This is a genomic window from Aquamicrobium terrae, from assembly GCF_040545735.1.
GTDB lineage: Bacteria > Pseudomonadota > Alphaproteobacteria > Rhizobiales > Rhizobiaceae > Mesorhizobium > Mesorhizobium terrae_A.
In genome coordinates this window covers 86,865-108,080 of the sequence record NZ_JBEPML010000009.1, presented here as the reverse complement: position 1 = coordinate 108,080, position 21,216 = coordinate 86,865, and the positions used below count along the sequence as shown (strand labels likewise).

22 protein-coding genes are annotated in these 21,216 nt (G+C 63.3%); 9 read left to right on the top strand and 13 right to left on the bottom strand.

The genetic code is table 11. The features are described from left to right. Positions 1–138: 138 nt before the first annotated feature. The 4 genes from ABID37_RS14155 to ABID37_RS14140 all read left to right on the top strand — a co-directional run bounded on the left by ABID37_RS14155 (position 139) and on the right by ABID37_RS14140 (position 4,437). Positions 139–1,167 (top strand): amino acid ABC transporter substrate-binding protein, encoded by a 1,029-nt coding sequence (locus ABID37_RS14155; protein WP_354195805.1) that lies wholly within the window; start codon positions 139–141, stop codon positions 1,165–1,167. A gap of 99 nt (positions 1,168–1,266) precedes the next feature. Then, complete coding sequence (locus tag ABID37_RS14150; protein ID WP_354195803.1) at positions 1,267–2,451, top strand: amino acid ABC transporter permease; 1,185 nt, start codon at positions 1,267–1,269, stop codon at positions 2,449–2,451. Between the two features lie 3 nt (positions 2,452–2,454). Further along, positions 2,455–3,615, top strand: coding sequence for an amino acid ABC transporter permease (locus ABID37_RS14145; RefSeq protein ID WP_354195801.1), 1,161 nt, complete (start codon positions 2,455–2,457; stop codon positions 3,613–3,615). Between the two features lie 18 nt (positions 3,616–3,633). Then, positions 3,634–4,437, top strand: coding sequence for an amino acid ABC transporter ATP-binding protein (locus ABID37_RS14140; RefSeq protein WP_354195799.1), 804 nt, complete (start codon positions 3,634–3,636; stop codon positions 4,435–4,437). Between the two features lie 34 nt (positions 4,438–4,471). On the opposite strand, the gene ABID37_RS14135 is transcribed toward ABID37_RS14140, so the two are convergent. Then, positions 4,472–5,674, bottom strand: coding sequence for an FAD-dependent monooxygenase (locus ABID37_RS14135; protein ID WP_354195797.1), 1,203 nt, complete (start codon positions 5,672–5,674; stop codon positions 4,472–4,474). Positions 5,675–5,725: 51 nt separating this feature from the next. Further along, on the bottom strand, positions 5,726–5,971 hold the full coding sequence (locus tag ABID37_RS14130) for a zinc-finger domain-containing protein (protein WP_354195795.1): 246 nt from the start codon (positions 5,969–5,971) through the stop codon (positions 5,726–5,728). Between the two features lie 167 nt (positions 5,972–6,138). Here ABID37_RS14130 and ABID37_RS14125 point away from each other — a divergent pair, with 167 nt between their 5' ends. Both ABID37_RS14125 and ppx read left to right on the top strand, forming a co-directional pair. Continuing rightward, the gene (locus ABID37_RS14125; RefSeq protein WP_354195793.1) at positions 6,139–8,343 is read left to right on the top strand and encodes an RNA degradosome polyphosphate kinase; all 2,205 of its coding nucleotides are present in this window, start codon (positions 6,139–6,141) and stop codon (positions 8,341–8,343) included. Next, positions 8,340–9,875, top strand: coding sequence for an exopolyphosphatase (ppx, locus tag ABID37_RS14120; RefSeq protein ID WP_354195791.1), 1,536 nt, complete (start codon positions 8,340–8,342; stop codon positions 9,873–9,875). Before ABID37_RS14125 ends, ppx begins: the two co-directional genes overlap by 4 nt. A gap of 28 nt (positions 9,876–9,903) precedes the next feature. Here the strand turns inward: ppx and ABID37_RS14115 are convergent, their stop codons facing one another. The 8 genes from ABID37_RS14115 to moaA form a co-directional block, all read right to left on the bottom strand. Beyond that, positions 9,904–10,377, bottom strand: a complete 474-nt coding sequence (locus ABID37_RS14115) for an Lrp/AsnC family transcriptional regulator (RefSeq protein ID WP_354195789.1) — start codon at positions 10,375–10,377, stop codon at positions 9,904–9,906. 102 nt (positions 10,378–10,479) lie between these two features. Next, positions 10,480–11,349: an NAD(P)-dependent oxidoreductase gene (locus tag ABID37_RS14110; protein WP_354195787.1), complete on the bottom strand. Its 870-nt coding sequence runs from the start codon at positions 11,347–11,349 to the stop codon at positions 10,480–10,482. A gap of 62 nt (positions 11,350–11,411) precedes the next feature. Further along, on the bottom strand, positions 11,412–12,242 hold the full coding sequence (locus ABID37_RS14105; protein ID WP_354195785.1) for an ABC transporter permease: 831 nt from the start codon (positions 12,240–12,242) through the stop codon (positions 11,412–11,414). Continuing rightward, the gene (locus ABID37_RS14100; RefSeq protein ID WP_354195783.1) at positions 12,239–12,952 is read right to left on the bottom strand and encodes an ABC transporter permease; all 714 of its coding nucleotides are present in this window, start codon (positions 12,950–12,952) and stop codon (positions 12,239–12,241) included. Before ABID37_RS14100 ends, ABID37_RS14105 begins: the two co-directional genes overlap by 4 nt. Before the next feature lie 200 nt (positions 12,953–13,152). Beyond that, positions 13,153–13,662, bottom strand: coding sequence for a molybdopterin-guanine dinucleotide biosynthesis protein B (gene mobB / locus ABID37_RS14095; protein WP_354195781.1), 510 nt, complete (start codon positions 13,660–13,662; stop codon positions 13,153–13,155). Continuing rightward, positions 13,659–14,276 (bottom strand): molybdenum cofactor guanylyltransferase MobA, encoded by a 618-nt coding sequence (mobA, locus tag ABID37_RS14090; protein ID WP_354195779.1) that lies wholly within the window; start codon positions 14,274–14,276, stop codon positions 13,659–13,661. The genes mobB and mobA overlap by 4 nt, the downstream gene beginning before the upstream one ends. Before the next feature lie 11 nt (positions 14,277–14,287). Continuing rightward, on the bottom strand, positions 14,288–15,208 hold the full coding sequence (locus ABID37_RS14085; protein ID WP_354195777.1) for a DMT family transporter: 921 nt from the start codon (positions 15,206–15,208) through the stop codon (positions 14,288–14,290). A gap of 83 nt (positions 15,209–15,291) precedes the next feature. After that, complete coding sequence (gene moaA, locus ABID37_RS14080; RefSeq protein WP_354195775.1) at positions 15,292–16,287, bottom strand: GTP 3',8-cyclase MoaA; 996 nt, start codon at positions 16,285–16,287, stop codon at positions 15,292–15,294. 178 nt (positions 16,288–16,465) lie between these two features. Between moaA and ABID37_RS14075 the strand changes: the two genes are divergently transcribed. Beyond that, the gene (locus tag ABID37_RS14075; RefSeq protein WP_354195773.1) at positions 16,466–16,825 is read left to right on the top strand and encodes a gamma-butyrobetaine hydroxylase family protein; all 360 of its coding nucleotides are present in this window, start codon (positions 16,466–16,468) and stop codon (positions 16,823–16,825) included. A 45-nt stretch (positions 16,826–16,870) separates the two neighbouring features. Here the strand turns inward: ABID37_RS14075 and ABID37_RS14070 are convergent, their stop codons facing one another. After that, positions 16,871–17,332, bottom strand: a complete 462-nt coding sequence (locus ABID37_RS14070; protein ID WP_354195771.1) for a MarR family winged helix-turn-helix transcriptional regulator — start codon at positions 17,330–17,332, stop codon at positions 16,871–16,873. A gap of 48 nt (positions 17,333–17,380) precedes the next feature. Between ABID37_RS14070 and ABID37_RS14065 the strand changes: the two genes are divergently transcribed. Further along, positions 17,381–18,295, top strand: a complete 915-nt coding sequence (locus tag ABID37_RS14065) for an alpha/beta hydrolase (RefSeq protein ID WP_354195769.1) — start codon at positions 17,381–17,383, stop codon at positions 18,293–18,295. Positions 18,296–18,396: 101 nt separating this feature from the next. Here ABID37_RS14065 and ABID37_RS14060 read toward each other — a convergent pair whose 3' ends face one another. Next, complete coding sequence (locus tag ABID37_RS14060) at positions 18,397–18,792, bottom strand: rhodanese-like domain-containing protein (protein WP_354195767.1); 396 nt, start codon at positions 18,790–18,792, stop codon at positions 18,397–18,399. A 188-nt stretch (positions 18,793–18,980) separates the two neighbouring features. On the opposite strand from ABID37_RS14060, the gene ABID37_RS14055 reads away from it, so the two are divergent. Beyond that, positions 18,981–20,819: a L,D-transpeptidase family protein gene (locus tag ABID37_RS14055; RefSeq protein WP_354195765.1), complete on the top strand. Its 1,839-nt coding sequence runs from the start codon at positions 18,981–18,983 to the stop codon at positions 20,817–20,819. Positions 20,820–20,892: 73 nt separating this feature from the next. On the opposite strand, the gene ABID37_RS14050 is transcribed toward ABID37_RS14055, so the two are convergent. After that, positions 20,893–21,123: a DUF2842 domain-containing protein gene (locus ABID37_RS14050; RefSeq protein ID WP_354195763.1), complete on the bottom strand. Its 231-nt coding sequence runs from the start codon at positions 21,121–21,123 to the stop codon at positions 20,893–20,895. Positions 21,124–21,216: the final 93 nt, after the last annotated feature.

Sequence of the window (21,216 nt, the reverse complement as noted above, 5' to 3'; positions counted from 1 at the left end):
CTTCGATGAGGTTCGTGAATGGGAGCGGGTTATGGGTCGAAGGCGACATCACATCCCGGGATGCGTGGCTGCGGACGGCCACGGAGGCACGACGAAAACCGGGTCGTATCCCGGATAACAGAAAAGGGTCAGTGGGTTATGAAGAAATTGGCAATTGGTATCCTGAGCGCGGCCGCGATCAGCATCACTGCCGGTGCGGCGAGCGCGGATACGCTGAGCGATGTGAAAGCCAAGGGCTTTCTGCAATGCGGCGTGAACACGGCGCTTGCCGGGTTTTCGGCACCGAACGACAAGGGCGAATGGACCGGCCTCGACGTCGACTACTGCCGTGCCGTTGCCGCCGCGATCTTCGGCGACGGCACCAAGGTGAAGTTCACCGGCCTCAGCGCCAAGGACCGTTTCACCGCGCTGCAGTCGGGCGAGGTGGACATCCTCTCGCGCAACACCACCTGGACGGTCAACCGCGATACGGCGCTCGGCCTCAACTTCGCGGGCGTCACCTACTATGACGGCCAGGGGTTCATGATCAACGCCAAGAAGCTGCCGGGCGTGAATTCCGCGCTGCAGCTTTCGGGCGCGTCGGTCTGCGTGCAGGCCGGCACGACGACCGAACTCAACCTCGCCGACTATTTCAGCGCCAACAAGATGGAATACAATCCTGTGGTGTTCGAGAAGTTCGAAGAGGCCAATGCGGCCTATGATGCGGGCCGTTGCGACGCCTACACCACCGATCAGTCGGGCCTCTATGCGGTGCGCTTGCAGATGTCGGCGCCGGACGACCACGTCGTTCTGCCGGAAATCATCTCCAAGGAGCCGCTGGGGCCTTCGGTGCGTCAGGGTGACGACAAGTGGTTCGATATCGCCAAGTGGACCTACTTCGCGCTGCTGAATGCCGAGGAAGCCGGCATCACACAGGCCAATGTCGATGAGATGAAGAACAGCTCCAACCCCGACATTCGCCGTCTGCTCGGCACCGAGGCGGAAACCAAGATCGGCACCGATCTGGGCCTCAGCAATGACTGGGTGGTGAATATCATCAAGGCTACAGGCAATTACGGCGAAATCTTCGAGCGCAATGTCGGCGCCGAAAGCCCGCTCAAGATCGCCCGCGGCATCAATGCGCTGTGGACGAAGGGCGGCCTGCAATACGGCATGCCGATCCGCTAAGCATAAAAGGGCCGGGGAGCCAGTCTCCCCGGCCTTCGTTCTCGCCGGGACAACAACACAAGAGCCGGCGGGATCCGACACCAGGTTAAGGGGAACCATGTGTCACAAGATGTCATCAGAGACGAGTCCGCGCGGGTCCCGCTGATCTACGACCCGAGGGTTCGCAGTATCTTCTTCCAGGTCCTTCTGGTCGTTCTGCTTGCGCTCGGCGTGTGGTGGATCGTCGACAACACCATCGAGAACTTGCGCCGCTCCAATATTTCCACCGGCTTTGCCTTCCTGCGCGGTCGGGCGGGCTTCGATATTTCCGATCGCCTGATCGACTATACATCCGATTCGTCCTACGGCCGGGCGCTGCTGGTCGGTATCGCCAACACGCTGGCCGTTGCGGCGGCAGGCATCGTGACCGCGACCATACTGGGCTTCCTCGTCGGCATCGGGCGGCTGTCCAACAACTGGCTGATCCGCAAGCTGGCGATGGTTTACGTGGAGATATTCCGCAACATTCCCCCGCTGCTCGTCATCCTGTTCTGGTATCAGGGTGTGCTGGCGGTGCTGCCAAGCGTGCGCGACAGCCTGTCGCTTCCCCTCGGCTCCTATCTCAACAATCGCGGCTTCTATTTCCCGCGGCTGGTGTGGGAACCGGGATCAGGCCTGATCCTGGCCGGTTTCATCGCCGCGATCGTGCTGTCGTGGTATGTGGCGCGGCGCGCCAGGGCGCGTCAGATGGCTACCGGCGAGCGGTTCCCGGTGTTCCTGACCAGCGTCGCGCTGATCGTCGGCCTGCCTCTTCTCGCCTATGTGGTCTCGGGCATGCCGATTTCTGTCGACTATCCGCAGAAAGGCACCTTCAACCTGACCGGCGGCACCAATGTGCGGCCGGAATTCCTGTCGCTCTATCTTGCGCTCTCGTTCTATACGGCGTCGTTCATCGCCGAGATCGTGCGGGCCGGCATCATGGGTGTGCCGAAGGGACAGACGGAGGCCTATTCCGCGCTCGGCCTGCGGTCGAATGACGGGCTGCGGCTGGTCGTGATCCCGCAGGCCATGCGCATCATCATTCCCCCGCTTACCAGCCAGTATCTGAACCTGACCAAGAACTCGTCGCTCGCCGTGGCCATCGGCTACCCGGATCTCTATGCGGTGGGCGGCACGATCCTCAATCAGACAGGCCAGGCGATCGAGGTGGTGGTCATCTTCATGACCGTCTATCTCAGCATCAGCATCATTACCTCGCTGCTCATGAACTGGTTCAACACCAAGATGGCGCTGAAGGAGAGGTGAGCGATGCAGGAACATGACATGTCCTGGGTGCGTACTGAAATGGTCCTTGCCGAGACGGCGCCGCGCTCGCAGGTCGGCCTGACGGCATGGGTGCGCAAGAACCTGTTCGCCACACCCCTCGACTCGGTGCTCACGGTCATCGCGCTTCTGGCAATCGCGTCGTTTCTGCCGCGCATGCTGGACTGGCTTTTCTTCGGCGCCGTGTGGACGGGCACCGACCGCACCGCCTGCCTGACGACGGAGCAGGGCGGGCAGCTTCCCGCCGGCTGGTCCGGCGCCTGCTGGCCCTTCGTCAGCGGCCGCTTCGGCCAGTTCATGTTCGGCCGCTATCCGATGGACGAGCGCTGGCGCGTGGTCTTGACCGGGGTGCTCTTCATCGCGCTGCTGGCGCCGCTGCTCATACCGCGCGTGCCCTACAAGCGGCTCAATGCCATCCTGTTCTTCGGCGTCTTCCCGTTCGTCGCCTTCTTCCTTCTGGTCGGCGGTATATTCGGCCTGCGCTATGTCGAAACGCCGCTGTGGGGCGGCCTCATGGTCACGCTGGTGATCTCCTATGTCGGCATCGTGGTTTCGCTGCCGCTGGGCATCCTCCTGGCGCTCGGGCGCCGCTCCCACATGCCCATCGTCAAGCTGTTGTCGATTGTCTTCATCGAGACGGTGCGCGGCGTGCCGCTGGTGACCGTGCTGTTCATGGCCAGCTTCATGCTGCCGCTGTTCGTGCCGCCGGGCGTGAGCTTCGACAAGCTGCTGCGGGCGCTGATCGGCGTGGCGCTGTTCGCCTCGGCCTATATGGCGGAAGTGGTGCGTGGCGGCCTGCAGGCAATTCCCAAGGGCCAATATGAGGGCGCGGATTCGCTCGGCCTCGGCTACTGGCCCAAGATGGGCCTCATCATCATGCCGCAGGCCCTGAAACTGGTGATCCCGGGCATCGTCAACACCTTCATCGGCATGTTCAAGGACACGACGCTGGTGCTCATCATCTCGATGTTCGACCTGCTCGGCGTGGTCAAGCAGAACATCTCGGGCGATCCGACCTGGGCGACGCCGCAGACCGCCAAGACCGGCTATATCTTCGCTGCCGCCATCTTCTGGATATTCTGCTTCGGCATGTCACGCTATTCGCAATATATGGAGCGCCGGCTCGATACCGGGCACAAACGCTAGAAAACAAGGGAACCGCACATGGCCACCGAAAACGCAGTCGGCGCGGAAGAAATCCAGGTCAATACCGGCAAGATGCAGGTTTCGAAGACCGATGTGGCGATCGAGATCATCGGCATGCACAAATGGTATGGCGAGTTCCACGTCCTCAAGGACATCAACCTGAAGGTGATGCGGGGCGAGCGCATCGTCGTCTGCGGGCCTTCGGGCTCGGGCAAGTCGACCATGATCCGCTGCATCAACCGGCTGGAGGAGCACCAGAAGGGCAAGATCATCGTCGATGGCAAGGAACTGACCAACGACCTGAAGAAGATCGACGAGGTGCGCCGCGAGGTCGGCATGGTGTTCCAGCACTTCAACCTGTTCCCGCACCTGACCATCCTGGAGAACTGCACGCTGGCACCGATCTGGGTGCGCAAGGTTCCCAAGAAGGAGGCCGAGGCGACGGCCATGCACTATCTGGAGCGGGTCAAGATTCCCGAGCAGGCCCACAAATATCCGGGCCAGCTTTCGGGCGGCCAGCAGCAGCGCGTGGCGATCGCGCGTTCGCTGTGCATGAAGCCGAAGATCATGCTGTTCGACGAGCCGACCTCGGCGCTGGACCCTGAGATGGTCAAGGAAGTGCTGGAGACGATGGTGAGCCTTGCCGAAGAGGGCATGACCATGCTGTGCGTGACGCACGAGATGGGCTTCGCACGCAAGGTCGCGAACCGAGTGATCTTCATGGATCAGGGTCAGATCGTGGAGCAGAACACGCCGGCCGAGTTCTTCGACAATCCCCAGCACGAGCGCACCAGGCTATTCCTCAGCCAGATCCTGCACTGAGGATTTGCAGGCACTCGCCGCAGGCGGATCGCTGTCAGATCTCAAGTTCGGCTTGCGGCAGGCGCCAGCCGTAGAGCCAGTCGAGGTCGGCTGCGAGCCGTTCCGGCGAGCGCAGGCCGAGCACGACATTGCGGGCCAGCGCGACCGGCCCGGCAGCGTTCCAGGCCAGCTTGTTCAGCGCCCCACGCTTGGCGACCCTGCTGACGCGCGCCTTGCGCCCCTCTTCCCAGCGGGAAAGCTCTTCCCGCGTGTTCGAGGCCGTTGCCAATGAATGGGCGAGGGTGACCGCGTCCTCGATCGCCATGGCGGCACCTTGCGCCGCAAAGGGCGTCACCGCATGGGCGGCATCGCCGATCAGGGCGATGCCCGGCGCGGTCCACCTGCCTTTGGGGTCGACGGTATGCAGTGGCCACGCCGTCCATGGCCCTGCGATCTCGACGAGCCTTGCCAATTGGGGCGCGCTCCGGCCAACGGCCTGCAGCAGGATCGATGGGTCGGCATGTATGGCCCAGCCTTCCGCAATGCGTTCGGCGGGTGTGAAAGCAACCAGATTGATCTCGGCTCCCGCCCGCAAGGGATAGGCGACGAGATGGAAATCGCCATGCAGGAAGGCGGTGACGCAGTCAGTGTCGGCCAGCCCGCAAAAGGCCGATCCTGCCTCGCTGTCGATCTTGATCGTCGTGCGCCAGGCAATCTGCCCGCTGAAACGGCTCTGCGCCGAACCGGGGACGTTTCGGCGCACCTTCGACCAGACACCGTCCGCGCCGACCAACAAGGCGCCCTGGACTTCCCGGGTTTTTCCGCCTTGATCAAGGAAACGGGCGTCGATGCCGCCGCCGGCATCGGCCGCCAGGGCGGTGAACTGCATTCCCTTCGTCAGCTCGATCTCGGCCCATGTGGCTGCCTCGGCCAGAAGCGCCTGCTGCAAGTCCGCCCGATGCACCACCAGATAGGGTGCCCTCCAGCGCCGCTCGGCTTCTTGCCCAAGGGGAACGCTGGTCAGCAGGCGCAGCGTCGAGGCATCCCGCAGGCGGACGGCTTGCGGCTGCACGGCCTGCGGGCGCAGGCCCGACAGCACGCCGAGCCGTGCCAGCACATGCGAGGCATTGGGAGAAAGTTGCAGGCCCGCACCGAAGGCTTCCAGTTGCGGCGCCTGCTCGTAGAGATGACTTGAGATACCACGCCGGGCCAGCGCGATCGCCAGGGTAAGGCCGGCGATGCCGGCCCCGGCGATCAATACGGGGCTCTTGCCCTCTTTCGTCATCCGGGGGAACGGACCAGCTGCGGGTCAGGCGACGCGTTGGATATAGGCGCAACCGGCAGGAATGGTCTCGGCCGGCCCGAGCTCTGCGTTGAAACGGTAAAGGGTCGAGCAATAGGGGCAGACCTTTTCGTCGTCCGCGCCCATGTCCAGGAACACATGCGGGTGGTCGAACGGCGGGTTGGCTCCGACGCACATGAATTCCTTGACGCCGATCTCGATCGCCGCGTGACCCTGATCGTTCTGGAAGTGGGGAATGATACCGCCAGCCATGATCATCTCCTTCGAGCTGTTATCCAGCGTTTGGAACATAAGACCGTTCTTTGCAAGCGCGCTGAAATCAAACTGTCGCAAAACCCTGCCAGAGGATAATGTGAAACGTGTAGCCGGCTGGCAGGCCGGGGAGTATCGACCTTGCCGGCGGTGGAGAAAGCGGGGATATGAGCGAATTGAGGCCGATACAGGCAGAATTCACCACTTCGGATGTGGCCGCGACCGAAAGCGGCAACCCTGACCGTTTCGTCAACCGCGAATTCTCCTGGTTGCAGTTCAACAGGCGGGTGCTTGAGGAGGCGCGCAACGAACGCCATCCGCTGCTCGAGCGCGTCCGCTTCCTGTCGATCTCGGCCGGCAACCTCGACGAGTTCTTCATGGTGCGCGTGGCCGGCCTTGCCGGGCAGGTGCGCCAGCGCATCACCTTGAAAAGCCCGGACGGGCGCACGCCGGAACAGCAGCTCGAACAGGTATTGCGCGAAGTGGAGAGGTTGCAGGAGGACCAGCAGAAGGTGCTGGCCGAATTGATGGCCCTGCTCAACGGCGAGGGCATCGAGACCGTCAGCGTCTCCGCGCTCACCAAGGATGAAAAGGTCTGGCTGGAGGAGCATTTCCGCGAACAGGTCTTCCCCGTCCTGACGCCGCTGTCGATCGACCCGGCGCACCCGTTCCCCTTCATTCCCAACCTAGGCTTCTCGATGGCGTTGCAGTTGCGCCATCTGCGCGAGGGCGAGGACATGAGCGCGCTGTTGCGCCTGCCGCCGGCGCTCAAGCGCTATATCCGCCTGCCGGATCGCAAGGGGCGTGTCCGCTTCGTCACGCTCGAGGACGTGGTGGGGCTCTATATCGGACGGCTGTTTCCCGGCTACGAGGTCAAGGGTTCGGGCACGTTCCAGATCATCCGCGACAGCGATATCGAGGTCGAGGAAGAATCGGAGGACCTGGTGCGCCTGTTCGAGACGGCGTTGAAGCGACGACGGCGCGGTTCGGTCATCCGCATCGAGTTCGACAGCCGCATGCCGGAGGAACTGCGCGACTTCGTGGCCAGCGAGCTCGGTGTCGCGGGCAATCGCATCAGCGTCATCGACGGGCCGCTGGCTCTCAGCCAGATTTCGGAAATCGTCGCCGTTGCCCGTGACGACCTGAAGTTCACGCCGTTCAACCCGCGCTTTCCCGAGCGTATCCGCGAGCATGGCGGCGACTGTTTCGCGGCCATCCGCGAGAAGGATATCGTCGTCCATCACCCTTACGAATCCTTCGACGTGGTGGTGCAGTTCCTGCGCCAGGCGGCGGTCGATCCGGAGGTCGTGGCCATCAAGCAGACGCTTTACCGGACCTCGAACGACAGCCCCATCGTGCGCGCTTTGATCGATGCCGCGGAAACCGGCAAATCGGTGACGGCGCTGGTCGAGCTCAAGGCGCGCTTCGATGAAGAAGCCAACATCCGCTGGGCGCGCGACCTCGAACGGGCGGGCGTGCAGGTGGTCTTCGGCTTCCTGGAATTGAAGACGCACGCCAAGATGTCCCTGGTGGTGCGGCGCGAGGACGGCAGGCTGCGCAATTATGTGCATCTTGGCACCGGCAACTACCACCCGATCACGGCGCGCATCTATACGGATTTGTCCTTCTTCACCACCGATCCGCAGATCGCGCGCGACGTGGCGCAGATCTTCAACTTCATCACCGGCTACGCGGAGCCGGCGGATGAAATGACAATCGCCTTGTCGCCCTACACGCTGCGCAGCCGCATCCTCGGCCATATCGAAGGAGAGATCGCCCACATCCGCGAGGGCAGGCCCGGGCGCATCTGGATGAAGATGAACTCGCTGGTCGACCCGCAGGTCATCGATGCGCTTTACGAAGCGAGCCGCGCCGGCGTGGAGATCGATCTGGTGGTGCGCGGCATATGCTGTCTCAGGCCGCAGGTGCCGGGCCTTTCGGAGAACATCCGGGTCAAGTCGATCGTCGGCCGGTTCCTCGAGCACAGCCGCATCTATTGCTTCGGCAACGGCCACGGCCTGCCGTCCGACGACGCCATCGTCTACATCAGTTCGGCTGACCTGATGCCGCGCAATCTCGACCGGCGTGTCGAAACCATGGTGCCGATCACCAATTCCACCGTGCACGAGCAGATATTGGAGCAGATCATGCTCGGCAATCTGGTGGACAACCAGCAAAGTTTCGAAGTATTGCCGGATGGCACGTCGCGGCGCGTCGTGCCCGAAGATGGCGAGGAGCCGTTCAATGCGCAGGAATATTTCATGACCAATCCCAGCCTGTCGGGACGGGGTGATGCCTTGAAGTCGCATGCGCCGAAGCGGATCGCTCAATTCAAGCGCCGCAAGAAAATCGATTCGACGACCGGCGGATGATGGCCGCATCGCAAGGCCGGCTTCAGGACCGGCGACCGGTTTCCATCATCGACATCGGCTCGAACTCGATCCGGCTGGTCGTCTATGAGGGGTTGGCCCGTTCTCCGACCGTGCTGTTCAACGAAAAGATGCTGGCCGGCCTTGGCCGGGGCATCGTTTCGACCGGCAGGCTTGATCCCGAGGCGGTGACGCGGGCGATGGAGGAGTTCCGGCGTTTCCGCAGCCTGTCCGACCAGGCCGGCGCCGTGCACATGCATGTTTTGGCGACGGCGGCGGCGCGCGAGGCGGAAAACGGCCCGGATTTCATCCACCGTGCCGAGGAGGTGCTGGGCACCGAAATCCATGTGCTGAGCGGTCGCCAGGAAGCCTACTATTCGGCGCTGGGCGTGATCTCGGGCTTCCAGCCCGCCAACGGCATTGCCGGCGATCTCGGCGGCGGCAGCCTGGAACTGGTCGATATCGACGGCGAGGCGATCGGCGAGGGCATCACGCTGCCGCTGGGTGGCCTGCGCCTCCAGGACATGGCCGGAAACTCGCTGGAGCAGGCGGCGAAGATCGCGCGCAGCGAAGTCGCCAAGGCCACGCTGCTGAAGGCAGGACAGGGACGCACCTTCTATGCCGTGGGCGGCACATGGCGAAACCTTGCCCGGCTGCACATGGAAAAGACCGGCTACCCGCTCGGCGTCATGCATCACTATGAAATCGACACGGCCAGCGCGCTGTCGTTCCTCAAGCAGGTGGCCAAGGGCAGTATCGAGCGCATCAAAGGCATCGAGGGTGTCTCGAAGGCGCGCCGCGCACTGCTGCCCTATGGCGCGATCGTCCAGCGCGAAATCATCAACGCCATGAACCCGGCGCGCATCGTGGTGTCGGCGGTGGGCGTGCGCGAAGGCTATCTTTATTCGCTGCTGACGGCGGCGGAACAGGAGACCGACCCGCTGCTTTCCACCTGCGAGGAACTGGCGCGGCTGCGGTCCCGCTCCTATACCCACGCGCAGGAGCTGGCGGACTGGACCGGCCGGGCGTTCGACATGTTCGGCGTCGAGGAAACGGTGGACGAGGCGCGCTACCGCAAGGCCGCCTGCCTGCTGGCCGATATCGGCTGGCGCGCGCATCCCGAATATCGGGGCACCCAGTCGCTCAACATCATTGCGCATGCGGCTTTTCTCGGGGTCGACCATCCCGGGCGCGCCTATCTGGCGCTGACAAACCTGTTCCGGCACGAAGGGCTGTTCAGCGAATCGGCTGCCGAGATACGGTCGCTGGCCACGCCGCGCTATCTGGAGCGTGCCCGCATTCTCGCCGGCACGATGCGGGTGGTTTATCTGCTCTCGGCCGCGATGCCCGGCGTCATCCCGCAACTCAAATGGGAACTGCGCGACGACGGCGTTCTGGCGCTCATCATCCCGTCGAACCTTGCCGGGCTCTATGGCGAACGGCCCGCCGGCCGGCTGGCCCAGCTCGGCAAGGTGCTGGGGCGCCGCATGGCGTTGGCTGTCGAAGGACAGCCGGCAGTGGTCGCCGCCAAGTAGCGGGCATCAAAAACCGGCAATGACCGGTTCAGGCCATTTCCGGCTTCATGCCGAGGGCCGTGCGGTCGACCACCTCGCGCAACGCGAAGGACGAGTTGATGCGGGTGACGTGCGGCATGGCCGACAGCCATTCCTTGTGGATGCGCTCATAGTCGGCCAGATCGCGCGCAGCGATGCGCAATATGTAGTCGTATTCGCCGGACATCAGATGGCAGGAGAGCACATTCGGGCAGCGCTTGATGGCGGCCTCGAAGTCGGACAGCGTCTTTTCGAACTGGCCGGACAGCGAGATATGGACGATGACCGTGGTGTGATGGCCAAGCGCGGCATTGGACAGCCGCGCATGGTAACCCCTGATGGTTCCCGAACGCTCCAGATTGTCGAGCCGGCGCGAACAGGCCGATTGCGACAGGCCGACTTTTTCCGCCAGCGCGGCGTTCGGAATGCGGCCGTCCTTCTGCAACGTATCGAGAATGGCGATGTCGATACGGTCGAGGGTCATTTTGCGTTGTTCTTGCGATGCGCTGGCCATGGGATGCAATGATTATCGGATTGAAGGGTGTGAGCAAGCAAGAATGCTGCTCCGTTACAGGGGGGCGAGAGTTCAGCGTTCGAGGCGGGCCAGAAGCGAGGATGTATCCCAGCGGCCGCCGCCCATCGCCTGCACATCCTTGTAGAACTGGTCGACCAGCGCCGTAACCGGAAGCGCCGCCCCGTTGCGGTCGGCTTCGGCAAGGCAGATGCCGAGATCCTTGCGCATCCAGTCGATGGCGAAGCCGAAATCGTATTTGCCCTCGTTCATGGTCTTGTGGCGGTTTTCCATCTGCCAGGAGCCGGCAGCGCCCTTGGAAATGACCTCGACGACCTTTTCGATGTCCAGGCCGGCCTTCTTGCCGAAATGGATGCCCTCGGCGAGGCCCTGCACCAGTCCGGCAATGGTGATCTGGTTGATCATCTTGGTGAGCTGGCCGGCCCCTGCCGGTCCCATCAGCCCCACCATGCGGGCGAAGGAATCGATGACCGGACGCGCACGTTCGAACGCCGCCTGATCGCCGCCGACCATGACGGTCAGCACGCCGTTCTCGGCTCCGGCCTGGCCGCCCGAAACGGGAGCGTCAAGGAACGAAAACCTGGCTGCATCGGCCTTTGCCGCCAGCTCGCGGGCCACTTCGGCGGAGGCGGTGGTGTTGTCGATGAAGACGGAGCCCTTTTTCATGCTCTTGAAGGCGCCGTCCGGCCCGATCGTTACGGAGCGCAGGTCGTCGTCATTGCCAACGCAGGCGAACACGAAGTCCTGGCCTTCGGCGGCTTCGGCCGGTGTCTTTGCCAGCCGTCCGCCATGTTCCGCCACCCAGCGCTCGGCCTTTGCCGTGGTGCGGTTGTAGACGGTGACGTCATGGCCGCCCCTGTTCTTGAGGTGAGCCGCCATCGGATAGCCCATAACGCCCAGTCCGAGGAATGCCACTGTCGCCATCGTTCGCGTCCTTTCAAGCCTGCTTCGGTGGCGTCTTAAAGCATTGCGACGGGTTAGGGGAGTCAGCGCTTGAGATGGCGGGTGATGCGTCTTTCGATCCAGTCGATGCCGTGGCGCAGCGTTTCGACGATCAGCAGGTAGATGATGGCCGCCCACAGGTAGGACTGGAAGTCGAAGGTGCGCGAATAGGTGAGGCGGGTGATGCCCATCAGGTCGTAGACGGTGATGATGGCGACGATGGCGGAGCCCTTCACCATCAGGATCAGTTCGTTGCCGTAGGGGCGCAGCGCGACGATGAGCGCCTGCGGGAGGATGACCTTGCGCAGCGTGACCAGGCGCTGCAGCCCGAGCGACGCGGCACCCTCCCACTGACCCTTGGGCACGCTTTCTATGGCGCCGCGCAGGATTTCAGCCTGATAGGCGGCCGTGTTGAGGGAAAAGGCGAACAGGGCGCAATTGAAGGCGTCGCGGAAGAAGCTCCACAGGCCGATGGCGTCGAGCTGCGGGCGGAACGAGCCGAAGCCGTAGTAGACCAGAAAGGCCTGCGCCAGCAGCGGCGTTCCGCGGAAGAAATAGACATAGGCGTAGGCAAGGGCTGAGATGACCGGGTTGTGCGACATGCGCCCATAGGCGACAGGCACGGACAGGAGCGCTCCGATCACCACCGAGATGGCCACCAGCTTGATGGTTATCCAGACGCCGGAAACGTAGCCGGGGGCGTATCTCCAGAACATGTCCGGCTTCCACGCCGAGACGAGATAGGCGACGAGGCCGAGCAGAGCGAGCGTCCACAGCGCCACCAATATGTAGCCGATGATGCGCTGGCGTGGCCATCCGCGCTCCGGCAGGGGCGGGCGCATCACTTCGCCGGCGGTCGGGTCGATGCTGCTCATCGCTGCGCCTCCTGCTTGCCGACACGGCGCTCGATGAGGCCGATGCCGATCGACGACAGGATCGCCAGTGCGAGATAGATCAGGGTCGCAAGGCCGAAGAACAGGAAGGCCTGCTTCGTAACGCGCGCCGCCACGCCCGATTGCCGCAATATGTCCGTCAGGCCGATGGCGGACACCAGCGACGTGTCCTTGAGCAGGATCAGCCACAGATTGGCGAGGCCGGGCAGGGCGATGCGCACCAGTTGCGGCAGCACGACGAGGCGCATGGTCTGGAATTTGGACAGGCCGATGGCATAGCCGCCCTCATATTGCCCCTGCGGAATGGCCCTGAAGGCGGAAAGGAAGACCTCGCTGGCATAGGAGGAAAAGACCACGCCCAGCGCGATCATGCCGGAGACGAAGCTGTTGACCTCGATAGCGGCGCTGGGGTTGAACAGTCGCACCACCTGCTGGATGCCGATCTGCGCGCCATAAAACACCAGAAACAGCGTCAGAAGCTCGGGCAGGCCGCGGAAAATGGTGGTGTAGATGTCGGCCGCAAGTCTTAGCGAGCGCTCCGGCGATTGCTTGCCAAGCGCGATCAGGAAGCCGATGAACAGGCCGACGGGCAGGGTCGCCAGGGCCAGGCTGACGGTGACGAAAACGCCATAGGCGATCTCGTCCATCCAGCCCTCAGGTCCCCAACTGAGCAGCGTCCACACGCCTTGCATCACCCCCCGCTTGTTTGTCGTTCGATTTTGGTGTCACGAATGCCTGAACGGCATTCGCAGGCGGTTCTCCCGGGCCGCTGATGGGTCGATACTCCCATTGTTTCCATTTGAAAATCAACCGCAAAAACCGCTTTGTGACAGGCTCGCGGTGACGCTGCGGCAAGGCTGTTTTCCGTTCAATCTGCGACGAAAAGGCGTTCTCAGGCACTCAACCCGGTGGCGACCTCGATGAAATCGGCGATGGCCGCGACATCGTCGATGTCGAATACGGGCAGCACCTCGCCGGGTTGGGGGAAATCGGCGGCCACGGCCACGATATTGGCGTCGTTGCGCGCCAGCGGCGTGTGATCTCGCGCACCGCGCCGCCGGGCCTCGATCTTGAGATGCGATTCGCGCTTGTAGCCTTCCACCAGCACGAGGTCGCAAGGCGCGAGCCGGGCAAGGATATCGCCAAGGGCGGGTTCATCCTCGCCGTCGAGTTCGTGCATCAGGGCCCAGCGGCGGCCGGAAACAATGGCCACCTCGCGGGCACCGGCCTGGCGGTGGCGGTGGCTGTCGGTGCCTTCCTTGTCGATGTCGAAGTCGTGATGCGCATGCTTGACGGTGGAGACCTTCCAGCCGCGTGCCACCAGTTCCGACACCAGCCGCGCGGTCAGGGTCGTCTTGCCGGAATTCTTCCATCCGGTGATTCCGAAAATACGCCGGCTCATTGGCTGTCGCCCTCCATCATGCGTTCCGCCTCGGCCAGATCCTGCTTGGTGTTGATGTTGAAGAAGGGGGCGAGGCCCGTCGCGGCCGGGAAATCGACACAGACGAAAGGCCGGGAATGGATGAAATCGAAAACCTTGCGACCGCCTTCGGCCAGATAGGCGCGCAGGGGCGCGGCCATGCCGGCGGGCCACAGGGCGAAAACCGGATGTTCGCGGCCGGCCGCTCTGGCGATGGTTATCGCGTTCGGGGCCTCATCCGCTGCCGATGCGAGCCGGACAACGAGATCGTGCGGGAAAAAGGGAGTGTCGCCGGCGACCGTCACCAGACGGCGGAACGAGGTTTGCGCCTCCATCCATTCGAGGCCGGCCAGAACGCCGGCCAATGGACCCGGAAAGCCCGGCACCGTGTCCGGCAGGATCGGCAGGCCGAAGGCGGCAAAGCGGTGCGGGTCGCCGTTGGCATTGAGCGCCAGCGCATCGAGTTGCGGTTCGGTACGGTCGATGACATGGCGCAGCAGGGGTTTGCCGGCCAGGTTCAGCAGGCATTTGTCACCGCCGCCCATCCGGCTCGAGAGCCCGCCGGCCAGTATCAATCCTGCAATCGCCTCGCGCATTCCGTCATTTCCTATATGCCGTCCGGCCCCATGCTGGCGCCGGCGCTTGCGGCGGCGGTCTTGTATCTGCCGACGGCGCGTTCACGATAGAGCGTATAGAGGCCCGAAGCGACAATGATCGTCGAACCGACGGTCATCGGCAGGTCCGGCACCTCGGCAAACATGATGAGGCCGAACAGGATCGAGGCCAGAAGCGACGTGTACCGGAAGGGGGAGATGAACGATATCTCGCCGGTTCGCATCGCCATGATGATGAAATGATAGCCGAGCAACAGCAGCATGGCACTGAGTGCCAGGAGCATCGCGCCTGAGGGAGCCATGGCGCTCCAGCCGCCCATGGGCGCGAGCAGGATCGCGCCGGTCAGGGTTACCGACACCGAAGTGACGGCGGACACCAGTTGCGTCGGGATATTGTCGGGCAGGCGGCTGGTGGCAAGGTCGCGCATCGTGCAGAAGCCGACGCTGGCGAGGGCGAACAGGGAATAGGCGCTGAAGCCTTCATAGCCCGGCCTGACCGTGATGAGCACCCCGATGAAGCCGGCGCAGATGGCCAGCCACCGCCGCCACCCCACGCTTTGCCCGAAAGCCAGCGCCGCTCCCATGGTGACGGCGAGAGGCAGGGCTTGCAGCACGGCAGAGACATTGGCGATCGGCAGATGAGCGAGGGCAAGCAGGAAGGTGACGGTCGCGGCGACCTCGTTGACGGCGCGAAAGGCCACCAGGGGCTGCAACAGCAAGCGCATGCGGGAAAAGGCGCCGCTGCGCCAGCCGATCAGAACGATGACCGTGGAAGCGAAAACGCCTCTCACCAGCATGACTTGCGCGACATTCATGGACTCCGACATCAGTTTGGTGATGGCGTCGTTGCTCGCAAAGCTGACCATGGCGACGGCCATGTAAAGGGCCCCGCGCATATTGTGGGAGATATCCAAGAATGTGTCCCCTCCGGCTGGCTCCGGAATCTGTATCAGCCGGGAGGGAAACGGCAATGGCCCATGGGCCGCAAATGGCCCGGTCAGCCGCCGGTGACGCTCATGTGGCGCGATACGGAGGGGCGGTTGGTGCGGCGGTCGATGACGAAGTCGTGCCCCTTGGGCTTGCGGCCGATGGCCTCGTCGATGGCGGCCGACAAAAGCTCGTTGCCTTCCGAGGCGCGCAACGGCGCGCGCAGATCGGCCGCGTCCTCCTGTCCGAGGCACATATAGAGCGTTCCGGTGCAGGTGAGGCGCACCCGGTTGCAGCTTTCGCAGAAATTGTGGGTCATCGGCGTGATGAAGCCGAGGCGTCCTCCGGTTTCCGCGACCTCGACATAGCGGGCCGGGCCGCCGGTCTTGAACGGAATGTCGGTCAGGGTGAACTGCCGTTCAAGCTGCGCGCGCAGCACCGAAAGCGGCAGGTACTGGTCCGTGCGGTCGGCGTCGATCTCGCCCATCGGCATGGTTTCGATCACCGTCATGTCCATGCCGCGGCCGTGGGCCCAGCGCAACATCTCGGGCAGTTCCAGATCGTTGAAATCACGCAGCGCGACGGCGTTGATCTTGATGTCGAGCCCGGCCGCCTGGGCGGCATCGATGCCGGCCATGACCTTGTCCAGATGGCCCCAGCGGGTAATGGCATGGAACTTGTCGGGGTCGAGGGTGTCGAGCGAAACATTGATGCGCCGCACGCCTGCGTCCGCGAGTTCTCCGGCAAAGCGCCAGAGCTGGGAGCCGTTGGTGGTCAGCGTCAGTTCGTCGAGCGCGCCGCTCCTGAGATGGCGCGAGAGTTCGCGCACGAGGTGCATGATATTCTTGCGCACCAGCGGCTCTCCGCCGGTCAGGCGCAGCTTGCGCACGCCCTTTTCGATGAACACGCTGCACAGCCGGTCCAGCTCTTCCAGCGACAGAAGATCCTTCTTGGGCAGGAAGGCCATGTCTTCCGCCATGCAATAGACGCAGCGAAAGTCGCAGCGGTCGGTGACCGAAACCCTCAGATAGGTGATGGCGCGACCGAAGGGGTCGATCATGTCCATTGGGCGTTCCCACAGTTCCCGGTGCTCGGCATGTGCAAGCGTTATATACTACTATGTGATACGAAGCGCGGCCCTGTTCAAGACGAATTGCCGTGTCGTTCGCGACATATCGTCATCTGTAGCGGCCGGCATGCGGGTGCTGTAACGATAGCCGACGCATGTCGAAAAGGATGCCGCCATGACCGCGCCGAGCGAATTGCGGGTTTCGAAGGACCGCAGGCTGTTGACCGTCACGTTCCCGGGGAGCGAGCCGTTCGAATTGCCGGCGGAAATGCTGCGCGTGCTCTCGCCCTCGGCGGAGGTGCAGGGGCATTCGCCCGAGCAGCGGGTGACTGTGCCGGGCAAGCGCGATGTCGCCATCACCCGCATCGATCCGGTCGGCAATTACGCGGTACGCATCACGTTCGACGATTTCCACGACACGGGCATCTTCACCTGGACCTATCTCGCCGAACTCGGCACGGAGAAGGATAGCCGCTGGCAGGCCTATCTGGATGAGTTGGCCGAAAAGGGATTGAGCCGGGACAGGAACCGCTGATTCTGTATTTTACAGCAGGTTGCAAGCTATCTCGAATCTGTAGGATCATCCTTCGCGGGCCTTGTCGAGCACTTCGGCAACCCGTCGCATCTGGTCCCCGACCAGATCGCACTGGTCCGGTGTCGATTCGGCCATCGCGATCTCGATCAGCCCATTATAGACCTTCAGCGCGTCCATCAGCAGCGCGGTGCCGGAAGCCGTCAGCGCCAGCCGCAGGATGCGCTTATCCTTGGGGTCGCCTTCACGCCGAACAAGCTTGCGCTTTTCGAGCTGCGGCAAAAGCATGGTGATGTTCGAGCGCCCCACCAGCAGTTTCCGGGCAAGGTCGTGCTGCGACATGCCGGGATGGCGATAGAGGTTCATCAGCACATCGAGTTGCGCCGGCTTCAGGTCCAGGGGAGCCAACCGCACGGCCAGCGTGCGTTCGAGCGCGTGGCAGGCGCGCGCCACCGACACCCAGTTGCGAAAGCGGGGGTTGTCCCAGGGAAGCTCTTGTTTATTGTTCATTATTGAACTAATAATGTTCACTGTTGAACCAGTTTTGGATTTCACACTATGGCACCATTTCGGCAGAAGGTCATCCGGTGCATGTTCGGCGTCGGCGAAAGGCTGGCTCCCGGTGTCACGGGTCGCGCCGCTTTCGCCCTGTTTTGCCGCACGCCCGATCCCCGCAAGCTGACGCCGGGAGAGCGCAAGGCGGTGCAGAGTGCGGCAGACTTTATGGAAGGCGCCCGCCGGCACTGCCTGACGACGCGCCACGGGCGCGTGACGGCGCATGAATTCCGTCCGGAACCGTCGCGGCGCAAGCCCGGCACGGTCCTCGTGCTGCATGGCTGGCGCTCGCGCACCGAATATATGCGGTTCCTGATCGCCGGCTATCGCGATGCCGGCTACCGGGTGGTTTCGCTCGATCTGCCAGGGCACGGCCAGTCGGGCGGCCGCAAGCTCACCATGGTCAATGCGGTCGAGGCCGCGAGCGCCGTGGGCGACTGGTTCGGACCTTTCGAGGCGGTGGTGGGCCATTCCTTCGGCGGCGCGGTGGCGGTGAACGCCGCAGCCGGCGCGATTGCCGGGATCGCCCCCTTGCAGACGAAGCGGCTGGTGCTGATCGCGGCGCCCAGTTCGCTGCCGATGGTGTTCGAGGGCTACAGCCGCATGCTCAATGTCGGCCCCCGCTCGCAGGACATCATGGCGGATCGCGTGCGGCAGATTTCGGGAAGGCCGCTCGGCGACTTCCTCGGCGACCGCCAGCTTGCAGGGCTTCCCCTGCCGACGCTGGTGATCCACGCGCCGGACGATCGCGAAGTATCGGCCGAGCAGGCGCGAGCCTATGGCCGTGCCGGACCTCACGTCGAAGTGCACTGGGCGGAAGGGCTTGGCCATCGCCGCATCCTCGCCGACAAGACCGTCGTCGGGCGGGCAGTGGATTTTGTCACCCGCGACCGTCAGGTGCGGATGCTGCTGCATTGAAGAAAATCTCTCGAAACAGGAACTGTTTCCGAGGTAAAATATGTGTGAAAACAACAATCTAAAGCGGCAAGCGAACCTGAATTGTTATGGCGCTTTTGGTTTCACGACTTCTTCACTGCGGGCTCGACCGGCAGGCCCGCCTTTTTCCAGGCGCCGAAGCCGCCCCCGATATGCTTGACGGGCTCCAGGCCCATGTCCTGCGCGGTCTTGGCCGCGAGCGCCGAGCGCCAGCCGCCGGCGCAGAAGAACACGAAGGTGTTGCCGGTGGCGAAGAAGGGCTTATGGTAGGGGCTTTCCGGATCGATCCAGAACTCCAGCATGCCGCGCGTGCAGTGCCGGGCGCCGGGCATGTTGCCCTCGCGCTCGATCTCGCGCGGGTCACGCAGGTCCACGAAGGTGACGCTTTCGTCGCCCAGAAGCGCGGCGGCCTCGTCAGGCGAAATGGCCTCGACCTCGGCGTTGGCCTCGTCCAGCAAGGCACGGAATCCCTTCTTCATGCGCCATTCCTCCACTCAATGTCTGCTGGCGGGAATTGATGGCACAGCGAGCCGCTGGTGGCCACCCGGGCCGAAAAATTCAGACAAATTTAACCAAACAGGGGTGAATCAATATAATTGCCCTTGGAAGGTCGGGTGGACCGATGCGCTCGACAAGCCGGGGTCGCTTCCAGAGCAGGTGGTCGTTGATGCAGCTATTGGGGAAGAGGATACGGCTCGTTTCGCTGGCCGTGCTTGGCGCGAGCCTTGCAATGGGCGCGCAGCCCTCGAATGCCCAGACCCTGATGGACATGCTGTTCGGCGGGCAGTCGAGGCGGCAATCGGCACCTCTGAAAGGCGAGTTCCCGCCACCGCCGGCGCCCAGGAAAGCAGCGCCGATCACCAGGATTTCGAGCCCGGGCTACAACACCTACAAGCCTGACAAGCTGACGCAGGTGGATTTCACGGCGCTGATGGCTGTGCCGCAGAAGGCGGCTTTCACACCTGCGGATAATGCCGATGCGTTCCGCCAGGCGCTGGGCGGGCTCGAAGGGTTCCAGTTGCTGGCCGAGCCGGCCATCGCCAAGGCGCTGGTCGATCACTACACCGCCAATCCGGAATTCGTCTGGATTTCGAACGGCGCCATCGACGACAAGGCCCGCGAAGCCGTACGCGTGCTTGGCGACGCGGCAAGTCACGGTTTCTTTCCGGCCGACTATGCGGTTGACGTGCCGGCCACGGGGCAGGGCGCCGACGATCTCATGCGCTTCGAGATGGCCTTGTCGGCAAAGGTGCTTCGATATGTTCGCGATGCGCGCCAGGGCCGCGTGCAGCCCAACCGGATCTCGGGCTACTATGACTTCCCAGCCAAGTCTATCAACCTGCCCGGTGTCCTCGGCATTCTCGCCCATACCCGCGAGGTTCGCGCCTATCTGGAATCGCGCCATCCGCAAAATCCGGAATACGAGGCCTTGCGCGTCGAGCTCGAAGCCCTGGAGGCGAGTGCGGAAAACGAGATCGTCGTCGATCCAAAGCTGTTGCTGAAACCGGGCCAGTCGAGCCCTGAGCTGCCGAAGCTGCTGACGCTGATCCAGCGCGGCCTCGATGACGAGATGCGCACCCGGCATGGCGAGACGCTGGCGCGCCTGGCAGGCAGCGAGACCTACGATCCCGAACTGGTGCCGGTATTCGAGGAAGTGCAGAAAAAGGCCGGCCTCAAGCCGGACGGCATTATCGGCCCGCGCACCGTTTCCGTGGTGGCTGGCGAATCCAAGGCCGACCGGCTGGAAAAAGTGCGGATCGCCATGGAGCAGATCCGCTGGCTGCCCTCCGACCTTGGCAGTCCGCGCGTGTTCATCAACCAGCCGGCCTTCACCGCCAGCTATATCGAGGGCGGCGAGGAAAAGCTGAAGACGCGCACCGTCATCGGCAAGACGACCAACCAGACCAGCTTCTTTTACGACGAGATCGAGCAGGTGGACTACAATCCCTATTGGGGCGTACCGCAATCGATCATCGTCAACGAGATGCTGCCGCGGCTGCGCAGCGATCCGGGCTATCTCGACCGGTCGGGCTACGAGGTGACGGATGCGAAGGGGCGCCGCATCCCGTCGTCCTCCATCAACTGGTCGCAATATGGCGGCAAGGTGCCGTTCAACGTGCGCCAGGCGCCGAGCGAGGCGAATGCGCTGGGAGAACTGAAGATCCTGTTCCCCAACAAGCATGCCATCTACATGCACGACACGCCGCAGAAATCGTTCTTCCAGCGCGATATGCGTGCGCTGAGTCATGGCTGCGTGCGCTTGCAGGACCCGCGCGGCATGGCGGCTGCCGTGCTTGGCACCTCGGTCGACCACATCGCCGACAAGCTCAAAAAAGGACATTCGACCGAAAAGGTGACGCGCCGGATTCCGGTCTACGTGGCCTATTTCACCGCCTGGCCGGACATGTCGGGCAAGGTGGAGTATTTCGGCGATGTCTATGGCCGGGATGCAAGGCTGCGGCAGGCGATCGACGCGACCGAAGCGGTGCGTGCACCGTCGAGTTAAGAGCAATTCCAGCAAAGCTGCGAAGCGGTTTTGCGTCCGGAATTGCGTGAAAACAAATGGTTAGAGAAACTCTCTAACCGTTGCGCGCCGGTTTGCGCGGCTTCGGTTCGCGCACCATCCATTTGATGATGAGCATGGCCGGCAGGATCCACACCAACCCTCCGATCAGGAAGAACAGCAGGTGGACGACCGGCCCGGATTGCGAAAGCTGGGCCACGGCGATCAGCGTGGCGACGATGGAATAGACCACCACGAGCAGCACCAGCAGGATCGTTCCGATCAGCTTTTTGAGGCGAACTGGCATCTGGCGATCCTTTCCGTTTCCTTCGCATAGGGCGTGTGCATCCCTGGCGCAAGCCAAAGCGGCGCGACGGCGTGCCGCGCTGTGCGGCCTTGC